Below are 25,480 nucleotides of genomic sequence, written 5' to 3'. Positions count from 1 at the left end.
TTGACTCTTCACCGAGCCTAGTGGTTCCGCGGTTATTCGGAAACACTCGAAGGGAGGAGCCGGAGCCATCCGTCGTTGCCGGGTTCTTCCGTCCAGCCGGGCGGCCAGGACCGTTTGTATCCGGGCTTCGCGAGTGCGCCGGCCAGCCCCGCCTTCGAGTTGACTCCGAATTCCGCATGTTTTTCGAACTGTGTGCCACGGAATACGTCGCCATTACCGCCGAAGACCGCGTTTCGGAAGTCCGCGCGGTCACGGAAGACGGCTTCGTGGAAATCGGCCTTGGTGCCGAATTCCGTATCGCGAAAGGTCGCGAATTCCTCGAACTCGGTTTGGTAACAGACAATGGAACGGATCCGGCAGTGCGTGAGGGTCAGCGCGACGAGCCGGGCGCCGGAGAAGTCGAGATCGATGTCCGGCCAGTACGACCCCATCGGCTCCGCCTCGCTGCCCGGACGCAGGTGCAGCATGAGGATCCGCTGCGCGGCCTTGCGGACCTGCAGTTCCTCCAAGGAGCCTTCCGCAGCCGGTTCGAAGGGCATCCGCAGGTACGCGCAGAGGACGTTGACGATGGTCTGCCGCTGGTCCGCGTGGCTCTGGGCGAGCCGTTCGAGCGCGTACAGCCCGGCCAGCCGGACCGGGGCCTTGTCGCTGCCGAGCTGGTCGGCGGCCTTGCCGTACATGTCGGTGATCCGGCGCTCGGTGGCGTCGTGGTCCTTCTGTTCCAGATCCAGTTCGGCGGAGCGCTGCTTTCGCGCGGCGAGCAGGAGCGCGGCCGCGCCGCCGGTCCCGACGACGAGGGTCGAGGCCGTGCGCAGTGCGTCGAGCCGGGACGAATCGGCCGGCGTACCGCCGCCGAGCAGCCATAACAGCAGCGCCGCCGCGACAGCCGCGAGCAGCACGATGCCGGTCCCCCACCACGCGATCGTGCGGGTGGACAACACCCGGTTGCGCTCCGCCACGGCGAGAATCCTCCCATGCGCGCAAGGTGGTGCATGTCGCCTTCGGCTTTCGGACGGACGCCGGACGCGGCAAGATGGTGAGCAACCGCTTAGTGCCGCCGACCCGAGGATGTGTCTGTCATGCCCGAAGCCGTCATCGTCTCCACCGCCCGCTCCCCGATCGGCCGCGCCGGGAAGGGCTCTCTGGTCGGGATGCGCCCCGACGACCTCGCCGTGCAGATGGTGCGCGCGGCGCTGGACAAGGTGCCCCAGCTGGACCCCGCCGACATCGACGACCTGATGCTCGGCTGCGGCCTGCCCGGCGGCGAGTCCGGCTTCAACATGGGCCGCGCGGTCGCGGTCGAACTCGGCTACGACCACCTGCCCGGCTGCACGATCACCCGCTACTGCTCGTCCAGCTTGCAGACCACCCGGATGGCGCTGCACGCGATCAAGGCGGGCGAGGGCGACGTCTTCATCTCGGCGGGCGTCGAGGCCGTGTCGCGGTTCGCCAACGGCAGCTCCGACTCCTGGCCGGACACGCACAACCCGCTCTTCGCCGACGCCGAGGCGCGCACCAAGGCGACCGCCGAATCCGGTGCGGACAGCTGGCAGGACCCGCGCGAGAACGGGCTGCTCCCGGACGTCTACATCGCGATGGGCCAGACCGCGGAGAACCTGGCACGGCTCAAGGGCGTCACCCGCGAGGAGATGGACGAGTTCGGCGTGCGGTCGCAGAACCTCGCCGAGAAGGCCATCGCGGACGGCTTCTGGGCCAAGGACATCACGCCGGTCACGCTGCCGGACGGCACGGTCGTGTCGAAGGACGACGGGCCGCGCGCGGGCGTCACGATCGAGGGCGTGTCCGGGCTGAAGCCGGTCTTCCGCCCCGACGGGCGGATCACCGCGGGCAACTGCTGCCCGCTCAACGACGGCGCGGCGGCGGTCGTGATCATGTCCGACACGAAGGCGCGCGAGCTGGGCCTGACGCCGCTGGCGCGTGTCGTGTCCACCGGCGTCACCGGGCTGTCGCCGGAGATCATGGGCTACGGCCCGGTCGAGGCGTCGAAGCAGGCGCTGTCCCGCGCCGGACTGTCCATTTCGGACATCGACCTGGTCGAGATCAACGAGGCGTTCGCCGCGCAGGTCATCCCGTCCTACCGCGACCTCGGCATCGACCTCGACCGGCTGAACGTCAACGGCGGCGCGATCGCGGTCGGCCACCCGTTCGGCATGACCGGCGCGCGGATCACCTCGACGCTGATCAACTCCCTGCAGCACCACGACAAGCAGTTCGGGCTCGAAACGATGTGTGTCGGCGGCGGGCAGGGCATGGCCATGGTGCTGGAGCGGCTTTCCTAGTCCCAGCAACGAAAAGGGCCGTCCGCGAAGGTTCGCGGGCGGCCCTTTTTAGCGTTCGAGCTGGTTTTCCAGGCGGAGCAGGTAGCCGGCGAAGCGCTGCCGGTCGACGGGCGACCAGCCGGCGGTGAGTTCGTCGAAGGTGTGGCGCTGCCATTGGTGGGATCCGGCGAGCAGCTCGCGACCGGCGTCGGTGAGCTGGAGCGAAGCGCGGCGGCGGTCCTGGCCCGAGGTGGCGCGGACGAGATACCCGGCCGCGGTGGCGTCGCGGACCATGCGGCTGGCTCCGGAGTGGTCGAGGCCGAGATGGTGCGCGACGGTCGCGACAGTGACCTCGTCCGTGCGCGCACCGGCGGTGTCGACTGCCTCGACGGCGAGGATGTGCTGCACGTGCCGCATTTCGCCGGTGAGTTCGGTGGCGGTGCGCAGAATCCAGCGCCGCGACCAGTAGCGGACCAGCCGGAACAGGGCGGGGCCTGCCTCGGCGAGCGAGGCACTTTCCGAATTGTCGTTCGATGCGTTCACCGCGGCAGCCTACCTTGACTGTATGCGATACGCACGCATAACGTGTGCGATATGCATACATTCTCGCGGAACGCCGCGTTCGCCGCGCTCCTGCTCGGCATGCTGATGGCGGCGCTGGACACCAACGTGGTGGTCGCGGCGTTGCCGTCGGTCGGGGCTGACCTGGGCAATCCCGGCGCGGTGGGCGGAGTGACCGCGGCGTATCTGCTGGCAGTCGCCGTGGCCACGCCGGTGCACGGGAGTCTTGGCGACCGCTGGGGCCGGCGACGGACGTTCGTCGGGTCGGTGACGGTCTTCGCGGTCGCGTCGCTCGGCTGCGCGCTGGCACCCAGCCTGCCCGCGTTGATCGGGTTGCGGGCGGTGCAGGGCCTTGGCGGCAGCGGGTTGATCGTGGCCGCGGTGACTGCGATGGCCGAACTGTTCGACCGGACGGAAATGGTACGCAGGCAGGGCTGGCTGACAGCGGTGTTCGCGGTGTCCTCGATCGGCGGGGCTCCGCTGGGCGGGCTGCTGGCGGCGAGCGCGGGGTGGCCGTGGATCTTTCTGGTCAACCTTCCGGTCAGCGTTCTGGCGCTGGCATTAGGAATCCGGTCGGTGCCCGGCAAGCGTGAGGCGGATCGACGAGGGTTCGACGTGGCTGGTGCGCTGCTGGTCGCGCTGGTCGGCGGCAGCATCGTCGCGCTGGGCAGCAGCGAAGCGCTCGCGCGTAATCCCGTAGCCGCGCCGGTGTTGGCTGCTGTCGCGCTCGCCGGGACCGTGGCGTTCGTGCGGGTCGAACGGCGTGCTGCCGCGCCGCTCGTTCCACCGCGGTTGTTCGCCGATCCTGGCGTGACCCGGGCTGTCGTGGTCACCTTGCTGACTGGGGTGGCGTTGTTCGGCAGCTTCACCTACGTGCCGTTGGCCATCAGCGAGAACCCGGCGGCGACGGGACTTCTGCTGCTGCCGATGAGCATCGGGCAGGTGGTGGTCACCAGCGGGTTCGCGCTTCTCGCTCGGCGCTGGCCTCGCGTCACCGCCTGGGGACGGCTCGGTCTGGTGCTCGGCGTCGTGGGGCTGGTCTGCACCGCTTCGATTCCGCTGGCGTCTGGCGGGTTGCGGATGCTGGCCGTGGTGGTCGGCTTGGCGTGCAGTGGTGCCGCGCTGGGACTGTCCATGCAGGCGTACACACTGCTCGCCCAGTCGATGGTGCCAAAGGACATTCTCGGTGCCGGGATGGCGACGCTGACCTTCGCCCGCCAGATCGGCGGGTCGTTGGGGATCGCGGTGTTCGGGTGGATCACGTTGACGGTCGACAGCGGTGCGGCGCTGCCGATCGTGTTCCTGCTCGCCGCCGCGGTCTTGCTGGCCGGGGTGCTCCTCGCGCCACGGGCCGCGCACGACTTGGTGTCCGCATAAGAAAAGGGCCGCCCGCGGGTCAACGCGGACGGCCCTTTTGCGGAGTACGTCAGTGCATCGGCACCGGCGGGGCGACCTCGCCGGGTTCCGTCGCCGCGGGCACCACGCGCTTCTTCGGCAGGAAGAACGCGGGCACCAGGCACAGCGCCAGCAGGACGGTGCCCCACAGGAAGGTCGTCGCGAACGACTCCCCTGCCAGGCCGGCCGCGGCGTCGTGCGTGGCCGGGTTCATCGTCGCCGCGGTGGCGACCAGCTGGCCCTGGCTCGTCGGCACGCCGAACTTCCCGGCGAGCAGCGCCGCCAGGATGATCGACATCACCGCGGACCCGATCGCGCCCGAGGTCTGCTGCAGGATGTTCGTCGCGGTCGAGGCCTTCGCCATGTCCTTGGACTCCAGCGTCTGCAGCGCGGCCGAGGTGATCGGCATCATCGTGCAGCCCATGCCGATGCCCATCACGAACAGCGCGGACAACAGCTGCCAGTACGGCGTGGTCGCGGTGACCTGGGTGAACACCACCATGCCCAGCACGATCAGGACCAGGCCGGGCAGCACGATCTTGCGCGGCGCGATCTTGTCGGCGAGCCGTCCGGTGATCGGCATCGCCAGCATCGCGCCGAAGCCCTGCGGGGCCAGCAGAAGACCGGCGTTCAGCGCGGTCTCACCGCGCACCAGCACGAAATACGTGGGCAGCAACAGCATCGCGCCGAAGAAGCCGACACAGAACACCGCCATGGTGATCATCGCGCCGGAGAACGACCGGTTCCGGAACAGCTTCAGGTCGATCAGCGGATTCTCCATGGTCCGCGCGCGGACGACGAACGCGACCAGCAACGCGAGACCCACCAGTGCGGGCAGCCACACCTCGAGATCGGCGACGGTGCCGGTAGACGGAATCCGCGAGACGCCGAAGATCAGCAGGGCCAGGCCCGGCGACACCATCAGCATGCCGAGGAAGTCGAACCGGTTGCCCGGTTCCGGGTTGTCCTTCGGCAGCATCCGCAGCGCGAGCAGGAAGGCGATCAGGCCGATCGGGACGTTGATGTAGAAGATCCAGCGCCAGCTCACCGAGTCGACCAGCCAGCCGCCGAGGATCGGGCCGCAGATGGGACCGAGCAGCATCGGCACGCCCAGCACGGCCATCACGCGGCCGATCCGCTGCGGGCCCGCCGCCCGGGTCAGGATCGTCATGCCCGCGGGCATCAGCATGCCGCCGCCGAGACCCTGCACGACCCGGAACGCGATCAGCGATTCGACGTTCCACGCCAGCCCGGCCAGCATCGAGCCGATCAGGAAGGTGCCGATCGCGAGCAGGTACAGCCGCTTCGTGCCGAACCGGTCGGACGCCCATCCGGTGACCGGGATGACCGTCGCCAGGGCCAGCATGTAGCCGGTCGCGACCCATTGGATGGTGTCGAAGGACGTGGTGAACTGGATGGTGAGCTTTTGGAGCGCGACGTTGACCACAGTGGTGTCGAGGATCGCCATGATGGCGCCGAGCACCACCACGGAAGCGACCTTCAGCACTCCCCGGTCGAGTTTGTCACCGGCATCCGGCGCGGCCGGAGTCGCGGGTGCGGACATGCGGAACCCCATCTGTTAGTGGTGAGGCGCAAGCCCGCGGCGCGACAATACGACCGCGGTTCCCCCTTGCGCGCGCTTCAGACTAGCCGAGCGGCGACGGGCGACGCAGCCGAATTCGCTTCTGGTGGAAATCCGTGGGGACTTTGCGCGGTCGCGATGACCTGCGAAAAGCCCCCACGGCGGGTCAGCAGATACTGTCCGTGCGCACGGGGTTGCCCAAACCGAACAACGGCCGCAGTTTCAGCCCGATCCAGGTGCCGAAAAGCGCGAACGCGCCCCACAGCCAGCCGTGCAGGCTGCCGACCGAAATGCCGCCGAGGTACGCGCCGATGTTGCAGCCGTTCGCCAGCCGCGCGCCGATGCCCATCAGGATGCCGCCGAGGATCGCGGCGACCGCGGTGCGCCACGGGATCGAGCTGTGGATCTTCCACGCGCCCGCGGCCGCGGCGGCGACGAACGCGCCGATCATGATGCCGATGTCGGTGAGGCTCGTCTTGTCCTGCCAGATCGGCTTGGACAGCGACGTCGCGTTCGCCTTCAGCTGCCAGAACTCCCACTGCTCCGGGTGCAGTCCGAACACCTGGAGAATTTTCGCGCCCCACAGGCTGAACGCGCTCGTGACGCCCCAGATGCCGCCGGAAACCAGGTACACCGCGCCGGCCAGCACGCCGAGCACGACCGCGCCGGCGAGGATCGGCCAGGAACCGCGGAAGATCCGGGCGAACCCGTGCGCGGTCGGCACGGTGTCGACCGGCGGCGGCACGCGGCGCTTCTGCACCAGCCGGGTCCCGAAGACGATCGCGACCAGCACCGCGATCGTGATGGCCCACGAGCCGAACCAGCCGACGTGGTCGGAAAGCAGGAACCCAGACAGCTGCGGCCAGCCGGTGAACAGCGGGTAGCCCCAGGTGTAGAGGACCGAGCCGGTGATGAACCCGCCGAGGGTCAGCACGATCGTCGACTGCCCGGCGCCGACCGCGAACAGCGTCCCGGACGCGCACGCGCCGCCGAGCTGCATGCCGATCGCGAAGAGCGTGGCCCCGACGAACAGCGCGAGCCCGATCGGCCCGACGTTCGACACCGGCACCGGTTTGCTGCCGAAGAGACCCGCGCCAGTGCCGCAGATGAGGGCGATGAGCGTGGCCGCCGTGCCGAGCAGGAGGGTGTGCGCGCGAAGGCCCTGGCCGTTGCCGACCGCGATCAGCTGCCGCCAGGCGGACGTGAACCCGAAGCGGGAGTGGAAAAGCGCGAGGCCGAGCGCCAGCCCCAGGATGAGCAGGACCCCGAATTTCGCGCCGTGCGCGGCCCAGACGTACGCGGTCAGCCCGACCGCGAGCACCGCGGCGACGGCGAGCGGGAGGACCTTGACCGGCTCCTCCGGTTTCGGAGCCGGAGCCTCGCAGGAGGTCGGAAAATCGAGCAGTTTTCGCTCGTCGACAGGGGAATCGGTGGTCGCCACCACGTCTCCTGGGGGGTCGGGGATCAACGGGGGCCGCCCGGCGGCGGGCGGCGATCCACGTTAGGTCCGCGCGAGCACCGGACGCAGCCTGTCCCACGGAGTGCGACGAACGGCCGAAACCGGGCGTCCGGACAGCCCCTTTGTACCGCCCCGCTCAGCTCTTGATGCAGATGGCTTCCTCGGGGTCGGAGTACCAGCGCGCGGCGGTCGAACCGCTGCCCTCGCACGCCGAACGGTCCTTCGCCCCGGGCACCAGCTTGACGATTTCGGCGTTCTTCTGCGGGTCCGTGCACGCGACCTTCTGGTAGGTCGTCGTGGCAGTCTGGAGCCCGGAGAGGCAATCCCCTTGCCGCACGTTGGGAACGAGACAGAGCACGCGGTGGTTCTTGCCGCCGGTGGTGTAGCGGTAGTAGTCCCCGCGCGGGCAGGTGCCGCTCCGGCTGGAGCGGACGACCGCGACCTTGACGTTCGCGCCGGGGTCGGCGCAGTCGACGGTTTTCGTCGTGGTGGTCGAGCCGGACTTCTCGATGTGCATGCAGTCGCTGGCGTGGGTGTTGCTGGTCGAGTTGCCGAACTTGAGGAAGCCGATCACGACCCCCGCCGCCACGACCACCACCGCGACCGCGATCAGCACCACGGTCTTGGTCGGGAAGCTTCGCTTCGGGCTCTGCTGCGGCGGCATCCCGCCCGGACCGTAGTGCTGCTGGAACGGCGACGGCCCGTTCTGGCCGTAACCCGGCTGCGGTCCGTGCCCGTGCGGTGGGACGCTCACGTAATACCTCGCAAACCCGAAAGAAAGAGTCCGGCCGGGCTACATCCAACACGACGACCGTGCGGGTTCGCAGAGGTTCGGGGCAGAAAAACAGAAAAGGCGCTCCGCGTAACGCGGAGCGCCCCTTCCCGGAAGCCTGTGCGACGGTTAGTCGCGCAGGTAAGACAGCAAACGCAGGATCTCGAGGTACAGCCACACGAGCGTGGTCATCAGGCCGAAAGCGGCGTACCAGGCCCACTTCGACGGCATGCCGGCGCGGATCATCTTGTCGGCCTGGTCGAAGTCGAGCAGGAAGCTGAACGCGGCGATGCCGATGACCACCAGGCTGAAGATGATGGCGATCGGGCTGCCGTCGCGCAGCGGGTTGAAGCCGAAGAACACCGCGGTGACCAGGTTGACCAGCATCAGGATGGCCACGCCGGCGACCGCGCCGACGATCCACTTGGTGAGCTTCGGCGTGACCTTCACCGCGCCGGTCTTGTAGACGACCAGCATCGCGACGAACACGCCGGCGGTGCCGATGAGCGCCTGCAGGGCGATGCCCGGCAGGAACACCTCGAACAGGCCGCTGAGCGCGCCGAGGAACAGGCCCTCGGCACCGGAGTAGACGAGCGTGAGCGGACCGCTCGGCTTCTGCTTGAAGATGATGACGAGCGAGATGACGAGGCCCACCACGAGCCCGCCGATCAGCGCGCCGAGAAGCGGACCGCTGGGCGAAACCCGGCCGGCGGAGTCGCTCACGAGCTGGGTCTGCGCCCAGATCGCCGTGAGCACGCCGACGACGAGCGCGACGCCGAGCGACATCCCGGTCTTGATGACGACGTCGTCGACCGTCATCGGACGGTCGGCGGAGGCGGTACCCATCTGGCCCGGGCCGTAACCCGGGACGCCGCCTTGGCCCTGCGGCTGGCCGTAGGGCTGGTCGAAGCCGACGTTCGGCCCGTACTGCCCGGTCGCGGCCGCGCCGCGCGGGAGATTGCGGAACGCCGGGTTGCTGCTGGAACGCACCTGTCCTCCTGGACCTTATGGCACCTTGCATCGGGTTCAACGACCGCGCGGGCCCGCTGGTTCCCGTCGAGTAAAGCCAATTTTACCCATCACCCGCGCGGGTGGGCGACCCCCGTTACGGCCACCGTAGGCGATGAAGGTCACGACCGTTCACCGCAGGTCACCCGATGGTCTCTAGACAACTCCCACGGTGACCCGCGAACCTTCACCTCGCGTGTCCGGGAAGTGACCGAACGCGTGTCGGGGAGTTATTCGATCAGGTGAACTGCGCGGACGCCGTTCTGGCGCCGGGCGGGCACGTCGAAGGAGTCAACACACCATGGGGTGGATCTCACGCCCGCGCGCTCGCTGGCGCGCGGCCACCGGGCTGGTCGCGACCGCACTGCTCGGCGCACTCTCCGTAACCGCGCTGGGGACCACCCCGGCCGCCGCGGACCCGAAGGAACACATCGGCCACACGGTCACGCTCAAGAACAAGCACACGGACTGGCTGGGCACCTATCTGGTGAACGGCAAGGACGTGTTCTGCGTCAGCTTCCACCTGAAGGCACCGGACAGCAAAGAGGAATACAAGCCGGGCGACGAACTGCTGACGAAGTGGGGCACGAAGCTCCCCGCCGACGTCGCGGCCAACATCTCCTACTTGCTGCTGCGCTACGGCAACACCACGAACAAGGACGAGGCCGCCGCACTGGCACACCTGCTCCACTCGTGGACCGCGCCGTCGCGCACTCCCGGCGACACCGACCCGAGCCTGCCCAAGAAGGACGTCGCCTATCCGGAGTCCGACTACCTCGGATACCTCACGACGGCTTCCCAGGCCGCGGCCGACGACGTGGTCAAAATGAAGGCCGAAGCCGAAGCGAACCGCGGCCCGTGGACCGCGTCGGTCACCGCGCCGAAGGGCGACCAGCACCTCGGCCAGCCCGCGACCTGGACGGTCACGGTGAAGAACTCCAAGGGCAAGGGCATCCCGGACGTTCCGGTGAAGCTGACCGCTACCGACGCGACGGTCGGCCAAGCGGACAAGCAAGCAGACGCGGAAAAGGCATCGGACTCCTCGTCCGGCAACTCCGCGCCGCAATCAGCCCGAAAAGACAGCACGCTGAAGACCGACGCGAACGGTACCGTGACGCTGAAGGTCACGCCGACCGGCGAGCAGCCGAAGCTCGCCGCGTCGTTGTCCGCGCCCGCGGACAAGCCGACTGTGCAGAACCCGGTCAACCACAACGGCGAGGTGCAGAGCGTCGTCGGTACCGGCGGGGAAAAGCAACTGACCGCGCAGGGTGTGGTCGCCGTCGCGAAGCCGGGCAAGGTGCAGGTCACCAAGACTGACGCCAAGACCGGCAAGGGCATCGGCGGCGCGACCCTGCGGATCACCGGCAAGGACCGCAAGACCGCGGCCACCGGGAAGGACGGCAAGGCGCTCAACGGTCCCGACGGCCAGCCCGTGGTGGTCACCACCAGCGGTGATAACGGGACCGCGACCGTCGAAAACCTGCTGGCTCCGCAGGAGGTCTGCGTGGTCGAGGTGAACGCGCCGCCGGGCTACACCAACGCGTTCGATCCGAACAACCCGCCTGCCGCGTGCGGGTCGTTGACGCCGGGCGGCACACTTGCGCTGACTGTGGCCAACACGCCGAACGAGGTGCCGCACGCGATCCCGGCCGGCGATCTGCCGGTGACGATGGCGAAGGGCACCGTCGAGACGAGCTTCTCCACCGCTGGCATCGCGGGTCTCGCGGCGCTGGTGCTCGTCGGCTCGGGGCTGGTCGGGTTCGCCGCTCGGCGGTCGGCGCGGCGGTAATCGAAAGCAGCAAGGACAGATGACCGGAAAAGGACGGCTGGTCGGCGGGTTCGTGCTCGGCGCGGCAAGCGTGCTGGCAGTGGAACTCGCGACGGTCGTGATCAGTTCACCGCCGACGACGGTGGTGGCCGGGAGCGCGTCCCCGGTCGCCGCCGCCGTACCGGCCGCTTCTCCGCAGCAAGTGGCGCCCGCGCCACCTCCGCCGTCAAGCAGTTCGGCGGCACCGCCTAGCTCCGCGGCGCCGCCGGCCGCGCCCGCGGAGCATCGGCAGGCTCCGGAACCGGGTCCGCAGGCACCGGGCACTCTGCGGCTGCCCGGCGGCGGGACCGCGGCGATGGTGCGCCAGGACCTCGGGCCGGGCAACACGCTGCCGGTGCCGTCGGACATCAGCCAGGCGGCGTGGTGGGGCGCGGATCTGGAAGCGGTCAGCGGCGCGAGCGTGTTCGCGGGCCACGTCAACTGGCGCGGCGCGACCGGGCCGTTCTCGGAGCTGTGGAACGAGCGCATCGGCGGCGTCGTGACGATCGTCGACCGCGCGGGCAAGACGAGCCGGTACCGGATTTCGCAGCTGGTCACCGTGCACAAGAACGACCTGCCCAGCCGGGCCGACGATCTCTTCGGGCAGGCCGGTCCGCACCGGGTGGTCCTGGTGACCTGCGGCGGACGCTGGATCGGCGGGAGCGACGGGTACGAGGAGAACCGCGTGGTGATCGCGGATCCGGCGTGAGGGGTCCCCTCGTGCCCCGCTGAAGCCGCGCGAGGGGGCCATTCGCGCAGTTTTCGGCCGGCCCGTCGCTCGCGAAAATCCACCTTCACCTGCGGGACCCCGTGCGGACGCTAAGTTACTTGCGAGTAACCTCACCCTGCCGCGTTGTGGTCAGGGCGGCGTCCATGCAGCAGAATGCCCATGGGTTCAGGCGGCGGCACGGCGGAGGGTGATGGAGATGGCGACGTTCTTGGTGACAGGCGCGACCGGATTGATCGGACGCCAGGTCACCCGGCAGCTGCTCACCCGTCCGGACGTGGAGCGGGTCGCGCTCGTGGTGCGGGCGTCGTCGCGGGAGAAGCTGGCCGCGCTCGTCGACGGATGGCCGCATCCGGACCGCGTGACGCTCGTGTCCGGCGACCTCGGCGAACCGCTGATGGGAGTGTCCGAAGCGGACCGGGAGGCGCTGCGAGGCGTCGACCACGTCATCCACCTCGCCGCGCTCTACGACATCACCGCCGACGACGAGACCAGCATCCGGGCCAATGTGGACGGTACGCAGAACGTCGTCGACCTCGCCGCGGACCTGCGTGCCGGTTGCCTGCACCACGTCTCGTCGGTCGCCGTCGCCGGTGACCACGAAGGACTGTTCACCGAGGACATGTTCGACGTGGGCCAGCGGCTGATCACGCCGTACCACCGCACCAAATTCGAGGCCGAGAAGCTCGTCCGGGAACAGCACGAGGTGCCGTGGCGGGTGTACCGGCCGGCGGTCGTGGTCGGCGATTCGCAGACCGGCGAGATGGACAAGATCGACGGCCCGTACTACCTCTTCCCCGCGATCAGCAGGCTCGCCGGGCTGCCGGACATCCCGTCCGCGGGCCCGGATCTGGGCGACACCAACGTGGTTCCGGTCGACTACGTCGCGAAGGCGCTGCTGGAACTGGTCACCACGCCGGGTCTCGACGGCCGCGCCTTCCACCTCGTGAACCCCGAGCCGCAGCCGGTGGTGTCGGTCTACAACGCGTTCGCGCGGGCGGCCGGAGCGCCGACGATCACCGTGCAGTTCGGCGACAAGGTGTCGAAGGGAATCGTCGGGCTGGTCAAGCTGAGCGAGCACATTCCCGGCTTCACCATCGCCCGCGACGCGGTGCTGGAGCGGCTCGGCATTCCGCCGGTGCTGCTGGAGACAATGGCTTTCCCGTCGGTTTTCGCGTCCGCGGAAACGCGCAAGGCATTGGCGGGCAGCGGCGTCGAGGTGCCCCGGCTCGACGAATACGCCGCGACGTTGTGGCGCTACTGGCGCGAACACCTCGACCCGTTCCGCGCGCGCAAGCACGGCCCGCGCGGCGAATTGGACGGCCGCCGGGTGATCATCACCGGCGCGTCGTCGGGCATCGGGCGGGCCACCGCGCTGAAGGTCGCCGCGGCGGGCGGGGTGCCGCTGCTGGTCGCGCGACGGCAGCACGAGCTGGAAGAAGTGCGCGACGAGATCATCGCGGCGGGCGGCACCGCGTCGGTGTACCCGGCGGACCTCACCGACGAGGATTCGGTGCACAAGGCCGTGGACGCGATGCTCTCCGAACACGGCCGGATCGACATGCTCGTGAACAACGCCGGCCGGTCGATCCGGCGGTCGATCAAACTGTCGTACGACCGGATGCACGACTACGAGCGCGCGATGGCGATCAACTACTTCGGCGCGGTGCGGCTGATCCTCGCGGTCCTCCCGCACATGTCGGAGCGGAAGTTCGGGCACATCGTGAACGTTTCCTCGATCGGCGTGCAGGGAATCGCGCCGCGGTTTTCCGCGTACGCCGCGTCGAAGGCCGCGCTGGACTACTTCTCCCGGATCGCGGCGACCGAAACGCACGGCGACGGGATCACCTTCACCACCATCCACATGCCGCTCGTGCGGACGCCGATGATCCGGCCGACGAAGATCTACGACGCGTTCCCCACGAAATCGCCGGAACAGGCGGCGGACATGGTGCTGAAAGCGCTCGTGCAGCGGCCGAAGCACATCGGCACCCCGGCCGGGCAGGCGATCGGCCTCACCTACACGCTCGCGCCGGGGCTCACCGACGCGATCGCGTACCAGGGTTTCCGGATTTTCCCGGACTCCGCGGCGGCGGGCGGCAGCGGGAAACTGAAGATCGGAAGGGGCGAGAAACACCTGTCCCGCGCGGCGATGGCGCTGGCCCGGCTGTCGCGCGGGTTCCACTGGTAGTGACGGCTCGCCCGGTGGGTGAGGCCGTTCAGGCGAGATCGCCACGAAGAACCGACCCGGGGCGGTGATTCACCACTCCTGGCGGCACGCACGCCAGGTGCGCGGGTACGGTCGTGGGCATGGTTCCCGAGCGAGACAACGGCCTCCTCCCGCTGCGGCGCGAGTACACCGAAGCCTGGCGCGGCTTCGACCGCACCGAGGTGCGGCAGTACCTCGACCACCTCGAAGGTCAGCTGCACCGGCTGATCACCGACCGCGACGCGGCGGCCACGCAGGTCGCCACGCTGTCGCGCGAACTCGAGGCGGCGCGCGGCGAGGTGTCGAAGCTGCAGTCGCGGGTCGAGGAACTGATGAAGCCGCCGGAGCGGCTCGAGGACCTCGACGAGCGGATGCAGCGCACCGTCGCGCTCGCGCACGCGCGAGCCGACGAGATCACCAAGCGCGCGCAGGTGGCGGCCGAGAAGCACTGGGCGTCGTCCACCGAGGCGTCCACGAAGCTGCGCGAGCGGTACCACCGCTTGGTCGAGGAGCTGGACAAGCAGGCCGAAGCGCTGCACTCGGAACACGAGGCCGCGCTGAAGGAAACCCGCGCCGAAGTGCAGCGGCTGACGGTCGAGGCGGCGCAGCGCCGGGAACTCCTCGACAACGAAGCCGAGCGCAAGCGCCGCAAGATCGAGCGCGACTTCGACGCGAAGATCACCTCCGAGCGCACCGCGCACGAAAAGATGATCACCGACCAGCGCACGGCCAGCAAGAACCAGGCCGAACGCCGCATCGCGGAGGCCACCGCGGAGGCCACGCGCCGCGTCGAGGAGGCGACGGCCGAGGCCAAGCGCCGGCTCGACGAGGCGACCACGCAGGCCGCGCAGCGCACCACCGCGGCGACGCGCAAGGTCGAACGGCTCGCCGAGATCCGCGAGCAGGCCCGCAAGAACCTGGCGATGGCGGACGAGGTCCTCGGCCGGAGCGAGGGGTTGCTGACGGCGCTGCCCGCGGAATCGGTGCTGCCTGCCGCGTCGAAGCTGGTCGGCGGCGACGACCCGGCCAAGCCGGACCCGTCGCCGGGGGCGGTGGAGACGAAGCCGTCGCCGTCGCCTAAGCCGAAGGCGGAGAACGGTTCCGGCTCGAAGGCCACGGGCGGGAACGGTTCGGCGAAGGGCGGGTCGGCGAACAGCCCAGCCGGAAACAATGCGAAGGGCTCGAACAGCTCGGCGGGGGCCAGCGGGGCTGGGAACGCCGCGAAGGACAACGCGGCCGGAAACGGTGCCAAGTCCGGCAATGGCTCGGCGGGGAACGGCGGAGCGTCGAACGGCGCATCGGCGGAAGGCTCGGCCGGGAACGGCGCGAAGTCCCAGCCGCAGACGGCGGGCAAGCCCAGCAGCTAACCCCGCGGCACCGGGAACCAAGTCCGTGAAGGGCACCTTGAGGGAATCAGATTCCCTCAAGGTGCCCTTCACGGCTCTCAGCAGTCACTCCCAAGGACCTCAGCGTGCCGTTGAGGCTCCGTCGGACTGGCCATGGCCAGTGCGGCTCGCGGCGGGCCGACGGGCGCGGGGCTGGGTCGTCCGTGAGGGGAACCTTCACGGACTCTGATTCCCTCAGGGTTCCCTTCACGGACCTTCGAATATGGATATTCGGGCATCAAGCGGACATTTCGCCGGTTCTGGTGTCCTTTGTGGATGGTCCAGCAGGGACGTGAGGGGCACCTTCACGGGCTTAGCTTCCCGCGAGAAGCCTTGACGGTATGTCGGCAGGCGGGAGTCAGACCGTCCGCGGCCAGGGGTTCGCCGATTCCAGTTCCGCCGCCAAGCCCAGCAGCACCGGCTCCCCGCCGGGACGGGTCACCAGCTGCACGCACAACGCCAGGTCATGGACCGGATGGCGGGAAACCGGGACCGACAGCGCCGGATATCCAGCCAGGTTCCACGGGCCGGTGAACGAAGCCACCCGCGAGGACGGGACGGCGTTCGCCAGCCAGGATTCCCGGTGCCAGCGGCGGGCTTTCAGCGGGAGGGTCGCCAGGGTCGGGGTCACCAGGACGTCGTGCGCGCCAAAGAACTCCGCCGCGATCGCTTGCCATTCGTCGCGGGCTCGGTCGTTGACCAGACGTTCCGTCAGGCGGCCTAGGCGGACGTGGGTTCGGGTGCGGGGCTGGAGGCGGGGCAGGTCGAACGAACCGGCCGCTTGCTCGGCGGGACCGGCGAGCCAGCGGGTGACCAGGCCGCCTAGGGCGCGCAGGGGGTAGGCGGGGGTCGCGGAGGAGACCGAGTGGCCTGCGGTGCGCAGGAGTTCCGCGGCCTGGTCGACGGCACCGCGCAGCGGGCGTGGCAGCGGGGCACGCGTGAAGGGGACCTGGGTTGAGGTCGCGATTCGTTGCGAGGCAGGGGTGGCCAGCGCGGACCATTCGGGGCGGTCGGCCAGCACGGACATCAGGAGGGCGGCGTCGGCGGCGGTCGTGGCCAGTGGGCCGTGGGTGGAGAGGCCGAACCAGCCTGGGGTGTCTTCGCGGACGACGTCGCGGCCCGGTTTCAGGCCGACGATTCCGCTCATCGCGGCGGGCAGGCGGATGGAACCCAGGCCGTCGGTGCCGTGTGCGATGGGGACCAGGCCCGCGGCTACCGCGGCGGCGCTGCCGCCTGAGGAACCGCCTGCGGTGAAGGCCGGGTTGCGCGGGTTGCGGGCGATACCGCCGGGATCGTCGCTGGTCGGGAAGATGCACAGCTCGGGCACGCGGGTCAGGCCGACGATCACCGCGCCGGCCGCGCGCAGGCGGGAGGCGATCAGGCCGTCGGTGTCCGCGAGGGTGCGGGGGCCGGCTTCCGAGCCCCAGCCCGCGTATTCGCCGGCGACCTCGGTGACGTCTTTGACCGCGACCGGGACGCCGGCCAGCGGCAGCGAAGCCAGGTCCGGGCGGGCCGCGACTTCGGCGGCTTCGGCTCGGGCTTCGGCAGCGCGTACTCGGCGGAAGGCGCCGACGACGCCGTCCGCCGCCGCGATCCGGGCGAGTGCTTCCTCGGTCACCTGGACCGGGTCCAGCTCTCCTGCCCGCACTCCGCGAGCGATTTCTACCGCCGTCTGCGCCATGTTCAGCACATTAGATCGCGCCCGCGCGCAGGGCATACGCCACCGCGTGGGCGCGGTTGTTCAGGCCGCAGCGGGTCATCAGGCCGTACAGCACGTTCTTGACCGTCCGCTCCGAGTAACAGAGCTTCGTCGCGATCTCCTCGGTGCCGTAGCCCTCGGCGACCAGGCGCAGCACGTCGCATTCGCGGGACGCCAGACCGGACAGCGTGAGGCCGTTCGGCTCCAGCACGTCGCGGCGCATCCGCTGCACCTGTGCGAGCAGCGCGCCCTGCAGCCGCGGCGGCAGCGTCGCCGTGCCGTCGCCGGCGGCGAGTACGGCCGCGACCAGTTCGCCGCCGCCGGTCTCGCGGCGCGGCAGGATCGCGACGACGCCGCATTCGACGGCGGTCATCAGGTCGCTCTCGCGGAAATGGTCGACGACGATCACCAGATGCGGTCCGGTCAGCTGCTCGGACTGCCTGCCGAGGTCCCGCACCTGCGACAGCACCCGGTCGGTCACGTGCTCCTCCATCACGAGGACCACGTCCGCCTGGCTCGCCGCGTCCTGGCCGAGCAGGACCAGCTCCGGACGCGAACCGAGCAGGCTCGCCGCACCGGCCCGGGTGATCGGGTCCGAGGCGAGAACTGCGACCTTGACGAGCTTCACGACTACCCCCTCCACATTGTCTGGACGCAGTGTGGACCGCGAGACTTCACGTTTTCTGGCGCGCTCGTGAAGGCCGCTGAAGGAAACCGGGGTTTTCGCAGCTCAGCGGTCTCTATCCGGGTCTTCGGCGGAGATCTCGCGGAAGGCTTCGGCGGCCCGGTCGAGGCATTCGGGCATCCGGTCCAGCGCGGTGGCCCACTCCCGTTTGGCGTCCCGGTAGCGGGCCCGCGCCGCCGCCGGCCACCGTGCCACGGCGGGCTCCACCTCGGACTCCAGGGCGGCGAGCACCGCGCCGAGGTCGCCGGTCGTCCGGCGGATCCGGGACAGCACTTCGGCGGCTTGCTCGAAGCCGGGATCACCGCTCATCGGCGATCGGCGCACCGAATGCGCTCATCTGAGCACTCAGCGGCCGAATGCGCGGCAGCACCGCGCGCGACGTCCACCAGATCTGCCAGACTTCCGAGAATGCGATCGAACTGCCGCTCCCAATCGTTCATCGCCTGGCCGAACCGCACCGCCGCCTCGCCGCGCCACGACGCCTGCAGCGCCGCCATTTCGCTGTTCACCTGGCCGAAGCAGGCGTTCGCGGCGTCGATCGCCGCCGCGAACCTCGCCGCCTGCGCTGGCGGGTCCGCCGGGGCCGCAACCGGGTCCACGCCGCCTCCTCCTCACCGTCCGCGCGTCGAAGCCGCGAACGAGCGCGCGGGTTCACCATCGAGGCTGCCGCAGGGATTCCCTTTCGGAAACCGGAGTTCCGGTCCGATGCCCCTTTGTCGCGACAGGTGTGCCTGCCGGACCGCCGGGCCGGTTTGCCCCGAGTTCACCCAGCGGCCGCCGTCCCGACTCTGTCCACCGGACAATTCGCTGGACAAGACCGGCAAAAGCAACCCGGGGCGGTCCCGCGACGTCACCTTTTCGGCGTAAGCTCACCAGTGGCATCCGGCGTGTGACGATCAGTCAGCGCGTGAAGGGAGACCGATGTCGGCATCCGGCGGCGTCCCGGCGCCGGAAATCCAGCTGCTCGGACCGGTGCGAGCCTGGCTCGGCGACCGGCAGCTCGACCTCGGCTCCGCTCATCGGCGCACTGTCTTCGCGGTGCTCGCGTTCTCCGCGAACCGCACGGTCTCCCGCGAAGTGCTCATCGACGCGGTGTGGGGCGACGCGCCCCCGGCCAGCGCGCAGGGGAGCATCTACACCTACATCTCCGGGCTGCGCCGCGTCCTCGAACCGGGCAGGCGCAAGGGAGCCGAATCGCGGCTGATCGCCTCCACCGGGTCCGGCTACTCGCTCTGTGTGGAACCGGAGCAGATCGACGTCCACCGCTTCAGCGCGCTGCGCGACCTCGGCAACCGGCTGCTCGCCGAGGGACGCCGGGCCGAGGCGCGGAGCGTGCTCGACGAGGCTCTCGCGGAGTGGGACGGCACGCCGCTGCAATGTCTCTCCGGGCATTACGCCACCTCGCAGCGGGTGCGGCTGGAGGAACTCCGGCTGGCGACCGTCGAACGCCGGGCCGAGCTGGCGATGGACGCGGGCGAGGCGGCCGGGCTCGTCACGCAGCTCGGCGAACTCGCCGCCGAACATCCGTTCCGCGAGCCGTTGCACGGTCTGCTCATGCGAGCGCTCGACCAGGCGGGCCGGCATCACGAGGCGCTCACCGTCTACACCGAGCTGCGCGAGCGGCTCGTCGAAGCGTCCGGCACCGAACCAGGACCGGCGCTGCGGGAGCTTTACGAAAAGCTGCTGGCCGCCGACGAGGCCGTGCCGCCAGCGCCGGTGTCGAAGGTCCCCCGCTTCCCGCTGCCGGTGCTGCCGCCGCGTCCAGCGACGTTCGTCGGGCGGGAGAACGAGCTTCAGCTGGTCAGCGAGGCCGTCGCCGGTCTCGGCGGCGGCCTCGGCCGTTCGGTGTGGGTCAAGGGCGAACCGGGGATCGGCCGGACCGCGCTGCTGGCCGAAACCGTCGCGATGGCACACGAGACCGGTTACCCCGCGCTGTTCGCCGCCGCCGACTCGCTCGACCAGGGTTTCGCGCTGCGTCCTCTGCTGGACGCGCTCGGCGTGCACCCGCGCGCCTCGGACCTGCGCCGCGCGGAGCTGGCGGTGGCGCTCGCCGAGAACCCGGAGCTGGACCCGGTCGAGGGCATTCTCGGGCTGGTCCGGCAGCTGTGCGCGGACGGGCCGCTCGCACTCGTGGTGGACGATCTGCAGTGGGCCGACGACACCACGCTGCAGGTGTGGCAGCACCTCGCCCGCGAGACCCGGCGGCTGCCGTTGCTGCTCGTCGGAGCGAGCCGTCCGCTCCCCCGTTCCGCCGCGCTCGAAGCGCTCGCCGCGGACCTGGCGTCCGGCGCGACCACGCTGCTGCGACTGGAACCGTTGCTGGACAACGAGATCCGCAAGATCGCCGCCGACCTCGCCGGGGCGCCGCCGAACCGGATGTTCTCGCTGCTGCTCGGGCACGCGGCCGGGAATCCGCGCTACGCCACCGAAATCGTCGAAACGCTGCTCGCCAATTCGATGATCCTGCTCGACGGCGCGCACGCGATCGTCGACGGTTCCTCGTGCCGGTCGATCCCGTCGCCGCTCGGCTCGCGGATCACGCTGTACCTGATCTTCCTCTCCAGCTCCGCCCGAGACCTGTTGCGCTGGGCGGCGTTGCTGGGCAAGGAATTCTCGCTCGCCGACATCGCGATCGCCACCGAACGCGCGCCGACCGCGCTGGTCGCCGCGGTCGAGGAGGCGCTCACCACCGGGGTGCTGGTCGAGTCCGGCGATCTGCTCGCGTTCCGGCATCCGTTGCTGCGCCGCGTGCTGTACGAAAAGACCCCGGCCGCGATGCGCGTCGCGCTGCACCGGCAGCTCGCCGAAGCGCTCGATGGAGCGGGTGCGGGCGCCGAACGCGTCGCCGAGCAGCTGGCCGCCGCGCCCGCCCAGGTGGACCCGTGGGTCGCCAAGTGGCTGGTCGAGCACATCGGCACGGTCGCCGCGCAATCGCCGCGGATCGCGGTGGACCTGCTCAAACAGGTGGTCAAGCAGGCCGTGCTGCCCGCCGAGGCCCGCGAACCGCTCACCGCCACGCTCGCCCGGCTGCTGTTCTGGCTCGGCCGGGAGCCGGAGGCGGAGGCGCGCTCGGTGGTCGCGCGCACCAAGGACAGCAGGCAGGCCGCGGAAATGCGCTGGATCCTCGCCTACATCTACTACCGCCGCGGCGAATTCGCCGAAGCCTCGTCGGAGGTCCGCCGCACGCTGGCCGACCCGAAGGTGCCGGAGATGTGGCGCGGACGGCACGAAACGCTGCGCGCGACGATCGAACGGTTCGCCGTCGACAATCAAGCGGCCGCACCGGATCTGTCCGAACTGGGCGTGCTCGACGGGCTCGACAACGAAGCCGACCTGAGCACCGCTCGCCGGCTGGCCGCGACCCGGGCGGTGCCCGGGGAGATGCACCTGGCCGGCGCGGTGCACTACTACTGGCGCGGCCGCTGGGGCGAGGCGCTGGCCGAACTCGACACGGTGATCCGGGGCGGCGCGGAAACCGCGTCGTATGTGTTGCGCAGCCCGGGATCGGCATTGCTGGTGCACGGGGTCGGCGCGTTGATCGCGAGCCACCGGGACGAGCCGGAGGAGGCCCGCGCGCATCTCGACGCGGCGGCCCGGCACCAGTTCCCGCGCGGCCTCGAACCGAACGGCGGCGACTACCTGCTCGCCGCGCGCGCCCAGCTCGCCGAGCTGGAAGGGGATCCGGACGCCGCCCTCGCCGCGCTGCTGCCGCTGTTGGAACAGAGCTATCCGCCCGCGGCGCGCCAGCAGTGGCTGCCCGATCTCGCCCGGCTCGCGATGCAGCTCGGCGACCAGCCGCACGCGTTCCGCGCGTTGCGGCTGATGGGCGACACCAGCGGATACGACACGCCGCCATCGCACACCGCGGCGACCGCGCACTGCCGGGGCCTGGTCACGGCCGATCCGGACGCGATCCTCGGCGCCGCCACGCACTACGAGTCCGCCGGCCGGATGCTCAAGCACGCCCGCGCGAGCGAGGACGCCGCGATCCTGCTCGCCGAGTACCGCCGCCTCGACGAGGCGCGGACGGCCTTCCTCGCGGCACTCACCAGCTACACCTCGGTCGGCGCCGCGTGGGACGTGCGGCGGGCCGAAACGCGGATGAAGCCGTACGGCATCCGGCGGGCGAGTCCGGTCCGCGCGCGGGCGGCAGGAGAGTGAACCGGGCTGGACTCACGTCCATGATCGACCGGTAAACTCGGCGAACACGGCGAATGGAACAGCATGCCAGGGGACTTGCGGGTGACGGTGCTCGGCCCGTTGCGCGCCTGGCGCGGGGCGACCGAAATCTCGCTCGGGCCCGCGCGGCAGCGGGCGGTCTTCGCCATGCTCGCGGTCGCCGCCGGGCGGGCGGTGCCGCGCGCCGAGCTGATCGCGGGTGTGTGGGGCGATTCGCCGCCGGCCAGTGTCGAAGGCAGCGTGCACACCTACATCTCCGGGCTGCGCCGAGCGCTGGAGCCCGAACGCACCCGGTGGTCCGCGTCGACGGTGCTCGGGTCCGGCCCGGCGGGCTACACGCTCGACCTCGCGCCGGACGCGCTGGACTCGGCGAAGTTCGAGCAGCACCGGGAAGCGGGCAAACGCGAGGCTGAGGCCGGGGCGCACCCCCGCGCGATGGCCGAGTTCAGTGCCGCGCTCAAGCTGTGGCACGGCGAAGCGCTGTCCGGAGTGCCGGGCAATTTCGCCGAGCGGTATCGCGCGTATCTGGCCGAACTGCGGCTGGACACGCTTGACCGGGGTGCCCGCAGCAGGCTGGAAATGGGCGGCCACCAGGAGATCATCGCCGAGCTGACCGCGCTCACCGCCGAACATCCGCTGCGCGAATCGTTGCGCGCCTCGCTGATGCTCGCGCTCTACCGCAGCGGACGGCATTCCGACGCGCTCGACGTCTTCCGCGACGCGCGCCGCACGATCCGCGATGAGCTGGGCGTGGAGCCGGGGCCGCAGCTGAGGGAGCTGCACCAGCGGGTGCTCGCCGAAGATCCGGAGCTGGAGCTGGCGCGGCCGACGGTGCCGGAGCCGGTCGTGCGGGCGCCGCAGGAGCCGTTGCTCGGCCGGGAAGCCGAGGTCGGCAAGCTGCATCGGCTGCTCGACGACGTCCGCGCTGGCCGGGGCCGGGCGGTGTGGATCGAGGGCGAGGCCGGGATCGGGAAGTCGGAGCTGCTGGCGCACGCCTTCGGCGACGTCCGCGGCGTGCAGGTCGCCTGGGTCACCGCGGACGAGCTGAGCATGCGGTTCCCGTTGCAGGTCATGCACGAATGCCTGGCGATCGACCCGCATTCGCCCGATCCGCGCCGGGCCCGCGTCGCGCTGAGCAGCGAGGAGCCGGTGCGGCGCGTCGGCGATCCGGTGCTGGATTCGGTCGACCGGCTGCTGGCGCTCGTCGACGAACTGTGCGCGGAATCGCCGCTGTTGCTCGTGGTCGACGACCTGCAGTGGGCGGACGAGCCGAGTGTCCTGGTGTGGCATCGGCTGTCCGCGGCGGCTCGCCAGCTGCCGTTGCTGCTGGTCGCGGCGACGCGGCCGGCTCCGGAGCGCACGGAGATGACGCAGCTGCGCCGCGGCGTCGAGACGCGCGACGGGGTCGTGCTCGATCTCGGGCCGCTCGGCGAGGACGACGTCCTGCGCCTGCTGCACCGGCAGATCGGCGCGGACCCCGGACCGCGGCTGCGGGACCTGACCGCGCGGGCGGGCGGCAATCCGTTGTATCTGAAGGAAATGCTGGACGCGCTGGTGCATTCCGGCGCGGTCGAGCACTCCGCCGGGCTCGCCGACGTGCCGGATCCGCTGCGGTTCGAGCCGCCGGACTCGATCGTCGCAGCGGTCAACCGGCGGCTGGAACTGCTGCCCGCGCAGACCCGGCACGTGCTGGGCTGGGGCGCGATCCTCGGCATGGAGTTCGCGGTCGGCGACATCGCGGCGGTGCTCGGGCAGCGTCCGTCCGACCTGCTCGGCCCGCTCGAAACGGCGGTGGCGGACAACATCCTGCTCGACACCGGCACCCAGCTCGCGTTCCGGCTTCCGTTGCTGCGTCAGACCTTGTACCACCATCTGCCGCCGGAAACGCGGGCGGCGCAGCACCGGCAGGCCGCCGAAGCGCTGGCCAAGATCGGCGCGCCGGTGAAGCGGGTCGCCGAACAGCTGGTCGCCGTCCCGTCCACTGTGGACCCGTGGGTGCTGGACTGGCTGGTGGAGCACCAAAGCGCGGTGTCGAACCGCGCGCCGCTGATCGCGGTCGAGCTGCTGGAGCGCGCGCTCGCCGTGATCGAGGACGACGATCCGCGGCGCGAGCCGTTGCTGGTCGCGTTGGTGCGGGTGCTGTTCCGGCTCGAACGGAGTCCGGAAGACCTTGCGCTGCAAGCACTCGAGGTCTCCCGCGACCCGGCCAACGCCGCGGAGATGCGGCACGTCGTGTCCGCGATGCGGTTCCGCCGGGGCGACGTGCAGCTCGCGGTGGAGACGCTCGGGAATCCGGCCGAGGACCCGGAGATGCCGGAGCTGTGGCGGGTCAAGGGGCGGCATTTGCTCGCGAACTTCCGGCGCGGCGGGCTCGACGACCTTGATGTCGCGGAGAAGAACGCGCATCGCGCGCGGGGCGAGGCGAACGGCGACGGCTACCTCACCGCGCATTCGCTGCAGACGTTGTGGCTGGTCGATTCCGTGCGGCGGCATCACGCCAGCGCGCTGAAGCACGTGGACGAGGCCATCGCGGCCGTCGGCGACGAGCACGAACTGGCCGACCTGCACGTGGACCTGCTGGACAACCGCGTCTTCACGCTGCAGAACCTCGACCGGCTGGACGACGCGAACCGGACGCTGCAGGAGGCCGCCGACGTGACGCGGCGGCACAGCATGCCGAGCGGGCTGCAGGTTTCGGTCGCGGTGCACCGGTATTGGGAAGGCCGGTGGGACGAGGCGCTGGTGGAGCTGGACACGGTGACCGAGGACGGTCCGGCGATCACCTTCTTCGGCCTGCGTGAACCGGGTGCGGCGGCGTTGCTGCTGCACGGGGTCGCGGCGCTCATCGCGGCTCGGCGAGGCGAGCGCGCGCAGGCGGCCGCGCTGCTCGACGCGGCGGAAGAGCACGCGCCCGCGACCAGCGCCGAGCGCGAGAGCTTCGACTTTTTGCTTGCCGCACACGCACTGGTCGCCTATCAGCAGGGTGACCTGCGGAAGGCGATCACGGTGTTCGAGCCGATCCTGAACCCGACGTACGCGCAGATGATGCTGCGGCATCAGTGGTTGCCGCAGTTCGCGCAGATCGCGCTCGCCGCGGGCGACCGGGCGGCGGCGGAGCGGGCGCTGGCGGTCTGTGTCGAGGAAGCGGAGAAGGAACTCGAACCGGCACGGGCGTTCGCCGCCGCTGAATGGTGCCGGGGAGTGCTGGAAGAGGATCCGGAGCCGGTTCTGCGGACAGTTGCGCATTTCCGCGCAGTGGGGCGGAAACCGGAGCTGGCCAGTGCGTTGGAGGACGCGGCGGTGCTGCTGGCGCGCGCGGGTCGGCTGGACGCCGCGCAGACTGCGTTCGACGAGGCGGCTTCGCTGTACACCGATCTTTCAGCAGCGTGGGATCTGGAGCATGCGGAGACGCGGTTGCAGGCGGTCGGCGTGCAGCGCAGGGCTTCGCTGGCGTCGGCGCGGCCCGAACACGGCTGGGAATCGCTGTCGACGCTGGAGGTCCGCATCGCCCGGCTGGTCGCGGCCGGCCGGTCCAATCCGGAGATCGCGACGGAACTGCGTCTGCCGCGACGGACGGTGCAGGCGCATGTCGTGCGGCTGCTCGGGAAGCTGGACGCGCCGTCGCGCAGCGAGCTGGCGACCACCGTGGCGCGACGGACAGGTTGACGAAAGTCGGGGGTCGCCGGAGACGGTCGGCAGGCGCGGGCGTCCCGGGCGAACCGGCAGAGTTCTG

The 25,480-nt window shown here is 70.3% G+C and carries 18 protein-coding genes; 8 read left to right on the top strand and 10 right to left on the bottom strand.

Annotated features, from left to right (window positions below):
* Positions 1-32: 32 nt before the first annotated feature.
* The gene (locus ACFSVL_RS01115) at positions 33-959 is read right to left on the bottom strand and encodes a pentapeptide repeat-containing protein (protein ID WP_378299488.1); all 927 of its coding nucleotides are present in this window, start codon (positions 957-959) and stop codon (positions 33-35) included.
* Between the two features lie 120 nt (positions 960-1,079).
* Here ACFSVL_RS01115 and ACFSVL_RS01110 point away from each other — a divergent pair, with 120 nt between their 5' ends.
* Positions 1,080-2,300 (top strand): acetyl-CoA C-acetyltransferase, encoded by a 1,221-nt coding sequence (locus ACFSVL_RS01110; RefSeq protein WP_378299486.1) that lies wholly within the window; start codon positions 1,080-1,082, stop codon positions 2,298-2,300.
* A gap of 48 nt (positions 2,301-2,348) precedes the next feature.
* Here the strand turns inward: ACFSVL_RS01110 and ACFSVL_RS01105 are convergent, their stop codons facing one another.
* Positions 2,349-2,822, bottom strand: coding sequence for a MarR family winged helix-turn-helix transcriptional regulator (locus ACFSVL_RS01105; RefSeq protein WP_378299484.1), 474 nt, complete (start codon positions 2,820-2,822; stop codon positions 2,349-2,351).
* Between the two features lie 51 nt (positions 2,823-2,873).
* Here ACFSVL_RS01105 and ACFSVL_RS01100 point away from each other — a divergent pair, with 51 nt between their 5' ends.
* A complete protein-coding gene (locus ACFSVL_RS01100) occupies positions 2,874-4,217 on the top strand; it encodes an MFS transporter (protein WP_378299482.1) in 1,344 nt (447 codons plus the stop codon).
* 49 nt (positions 4,218-4,266) lie between these two features.
* Here ACFSVL_RS01100 and ACFSVL_RS01095 read toward each other — a convergent pair whose 3' ends face one another.
* The 4 genes from ACFSVL_RS01095 to ACFSVL_RS01080 all read right to left on the bottom strand — a co-directional run bounded on the left by ACFSVL_RS01095 (position 4,267) and on the right by ACFSVL_RS01080 (position 9,038).
* Complete coding sequence (locus ACFSVL_RS01095; RefSeq protein ID WP_378299481.1) at positions 4,267-5,799, bottom strand: DHA2 family efflux MFS transporter permease subunit; 1,533 nt, start codon at positions 5,797-5,799, stop codon at positions 4,267-4,269.
* A gap of 184 nt (positions 5,800-5,983) precedes the next feature.
* On the bottom strand, positions 5,984-7,261 hold the full coding sequence (locus ACFSVL_RS01090; RefSeq protein WP_378299479.1) for a YeeE/YedE family protein: 1,278 nt from the start codon (positions 7,259-7,261) through the stop codon (positions 5,984-5,986).
* Between the two features lie 151 nt (positions 7,262-7,412).
* Positions 7,413-8,030, bottom strand: a complete 618-nt coding sequence (locus tag ACFSVL_RS01085) for an LppU/SCO3897 family protein (RefSeq protein ID WP_378299477.1) — start codon at positions 8,028-8,030, stop codon at positions 7,413-7,415.
* 147 nt (positions 8,031-8,177) lie between these two features.
* A complete protein-coding gene (locus ACFSVL_RS01080) occupies positions 8,178-9,038 on the bottom strand; it encodes a Bax inhibitor-1/YccA family protein (protein WP_378299475.1) in 861 nt (286 codons plus the stop codon).
* Positions 9,039-9,357: 319 nt separating this feature from the next.
* Between ACFSVL_RS01080 and ACFSVL_RS01075 the strand changes: the two genes are divergently transcribed.
* The 4 genes from ACFSVL_RS01075 to ACFSVL_RS01060 all read left to right on the top strand — a co-directional run bounded on the left by ACFSVL_RS01075 (position 9,358) and on the right by ACFSVL_RS01060 (position 15,166).
* Positions 9,358-10,845: an MSCRAMM family protein gene (locus ACFSVL_RS01075; RefSeq protein WP_378299473.1), complete on the top strand. Its 1,488-nt coding sequence runs from the start codon at positions 9,358-9,360 to the stop codon at positions 10,843-10,845.
* Positions 10,846-10,864: 19 nt separating this feature from the next.
* Complete coding sequence (locus tag ACFSVL_RS01070) at positions 10,865-11,572, top strand: class F sortase (RefSeq protein ID WP_378299471.1); 708 nt, start codon at positions 10,865-10,867, stop codon at positions 11,570-11,572.
* A 217-nt stretch (positions 11,573-11,789) separates the two neighbouring features.
* Complete coding sequence (locus tag ACFSVL_RS01065) at positions 11,790-13,781, top strand: SDR family oxidoreductase (RefSeq protein ID WP_378299469.1); 1,992 nt, start codon at positions 11,790-11,792, stop codon at positions 13,779-13,781.
* 119 nt (positions 13,782-13,900) lie between these two features.
* Entirely contained in the window at positions 13,901-15,166 is a 1,266-nt protein-coding gene (locus ACFSVL_RS01060; RefSeq protein WP_378299467.1) for a cell division protein DivIVA, read from the top strand.
* A 376-nt stretch (positions 15,167-15,542) separates the two neighbouring features.
* On the opposite strand, the gene ACFSVL_RS01055 is transcribed toward ACFSVL_RS01060, so the two are convergent.
* From ACFSVL_RS01055 to ACFSVL_RS01040, 4 genes are all read right to left on the bottom strand, one after another.
* A complete protein-coding gene (locus tag ACFSVL_RS01055) occupies positions 15,543-16,865 on the bottom strand; it encodes an amidase family protein (RefSeq protein WP_378299465.1) in 1,323 nt (440 codons plus the stop codon).
* Positions 16,866-16,875: 10 nt separating this feature from the next.
* Positions 16,876-17,511 carry a response regulator transcription factor gene (locus ACFSVL_RS01050; RefSeq protein ID WP_037816759.1) on the bottom strand — a complete coding sequence of 212 codons (636 nt, stop codon included), beginning with the start codon at positions 17,509-17,511 and terminating at the stop codon, positions 16,876-16,878.
* A gap of 102 nt (positions 17,512-17,613) precedes the next feature.
* A complete protein-coding gene (locus tag ACFSVL_RS01045; RefSeq protein WP_378299463.1) occupies positions 17,614-17,877 on the bottom strand; it encodes a hypothetical protein in 264 nt (87 codons plus the stop codon).
* Positions 17,874-18,167, bottom strand: a complete 294-nt coding sequence (locus tag ACFSVL_RS01040; RefSeq protein WP_378299462.1) for a WXG100 family type VII secretion target — start codon at positions 18,165-18,167, stop codon at positions 17,874-17,876. The genes ACFSVL_RS01045 and ACFSVL_RS01040 overlap by 4 nt, the downstream gene beginning before the upstream one ends.
* Before the next feature lie 322 nt (positions 18,168-18,489).
* Between ACFSVL_RS01040 and ACFSVL_RS01035 the strand changes: the two genes are divergently transcribed.
* Positions 18,490-21,729, top strand: a complete 3,240-nt coding sequence (locus ACFSVL_RS01035; RefSeq protein WP_378299460.1) for a BTAD domain-containing putative transcriptional regulator — start codon at positions 18,490-18,492, stop codon at positions 21,727-21,729.
* Positions 21,730-21,792: 63 nt separating this feature from the next.
* Positions 21,793-25,413: a BTAD domain-containing putative transcriptional regulator gene (locus ACFSVL_RS01030; protein ID WP_378299458.1), complete on the top strand. Its 3,621-nt coding sequence runs from the start codon at positions 21,793-21,795 to the stop codon at positions 25,411-25,413.
* Positions 25,414-25,480 lie beyond the last annotated feature (67 nt).

Source organism: Amycolatopsis silviterrae (genome assembly GCF_042684085.1).
GTDB lineage: Bacteria > Actinomycetota > Actinomycetes > Mycobacteriales > Pseudonocardiaceae > Amycolatopsis > Amycolatopsis silviterrae.
This window is presented reverse-complemented; position numbering and strand designations above follow the sequence as displayed.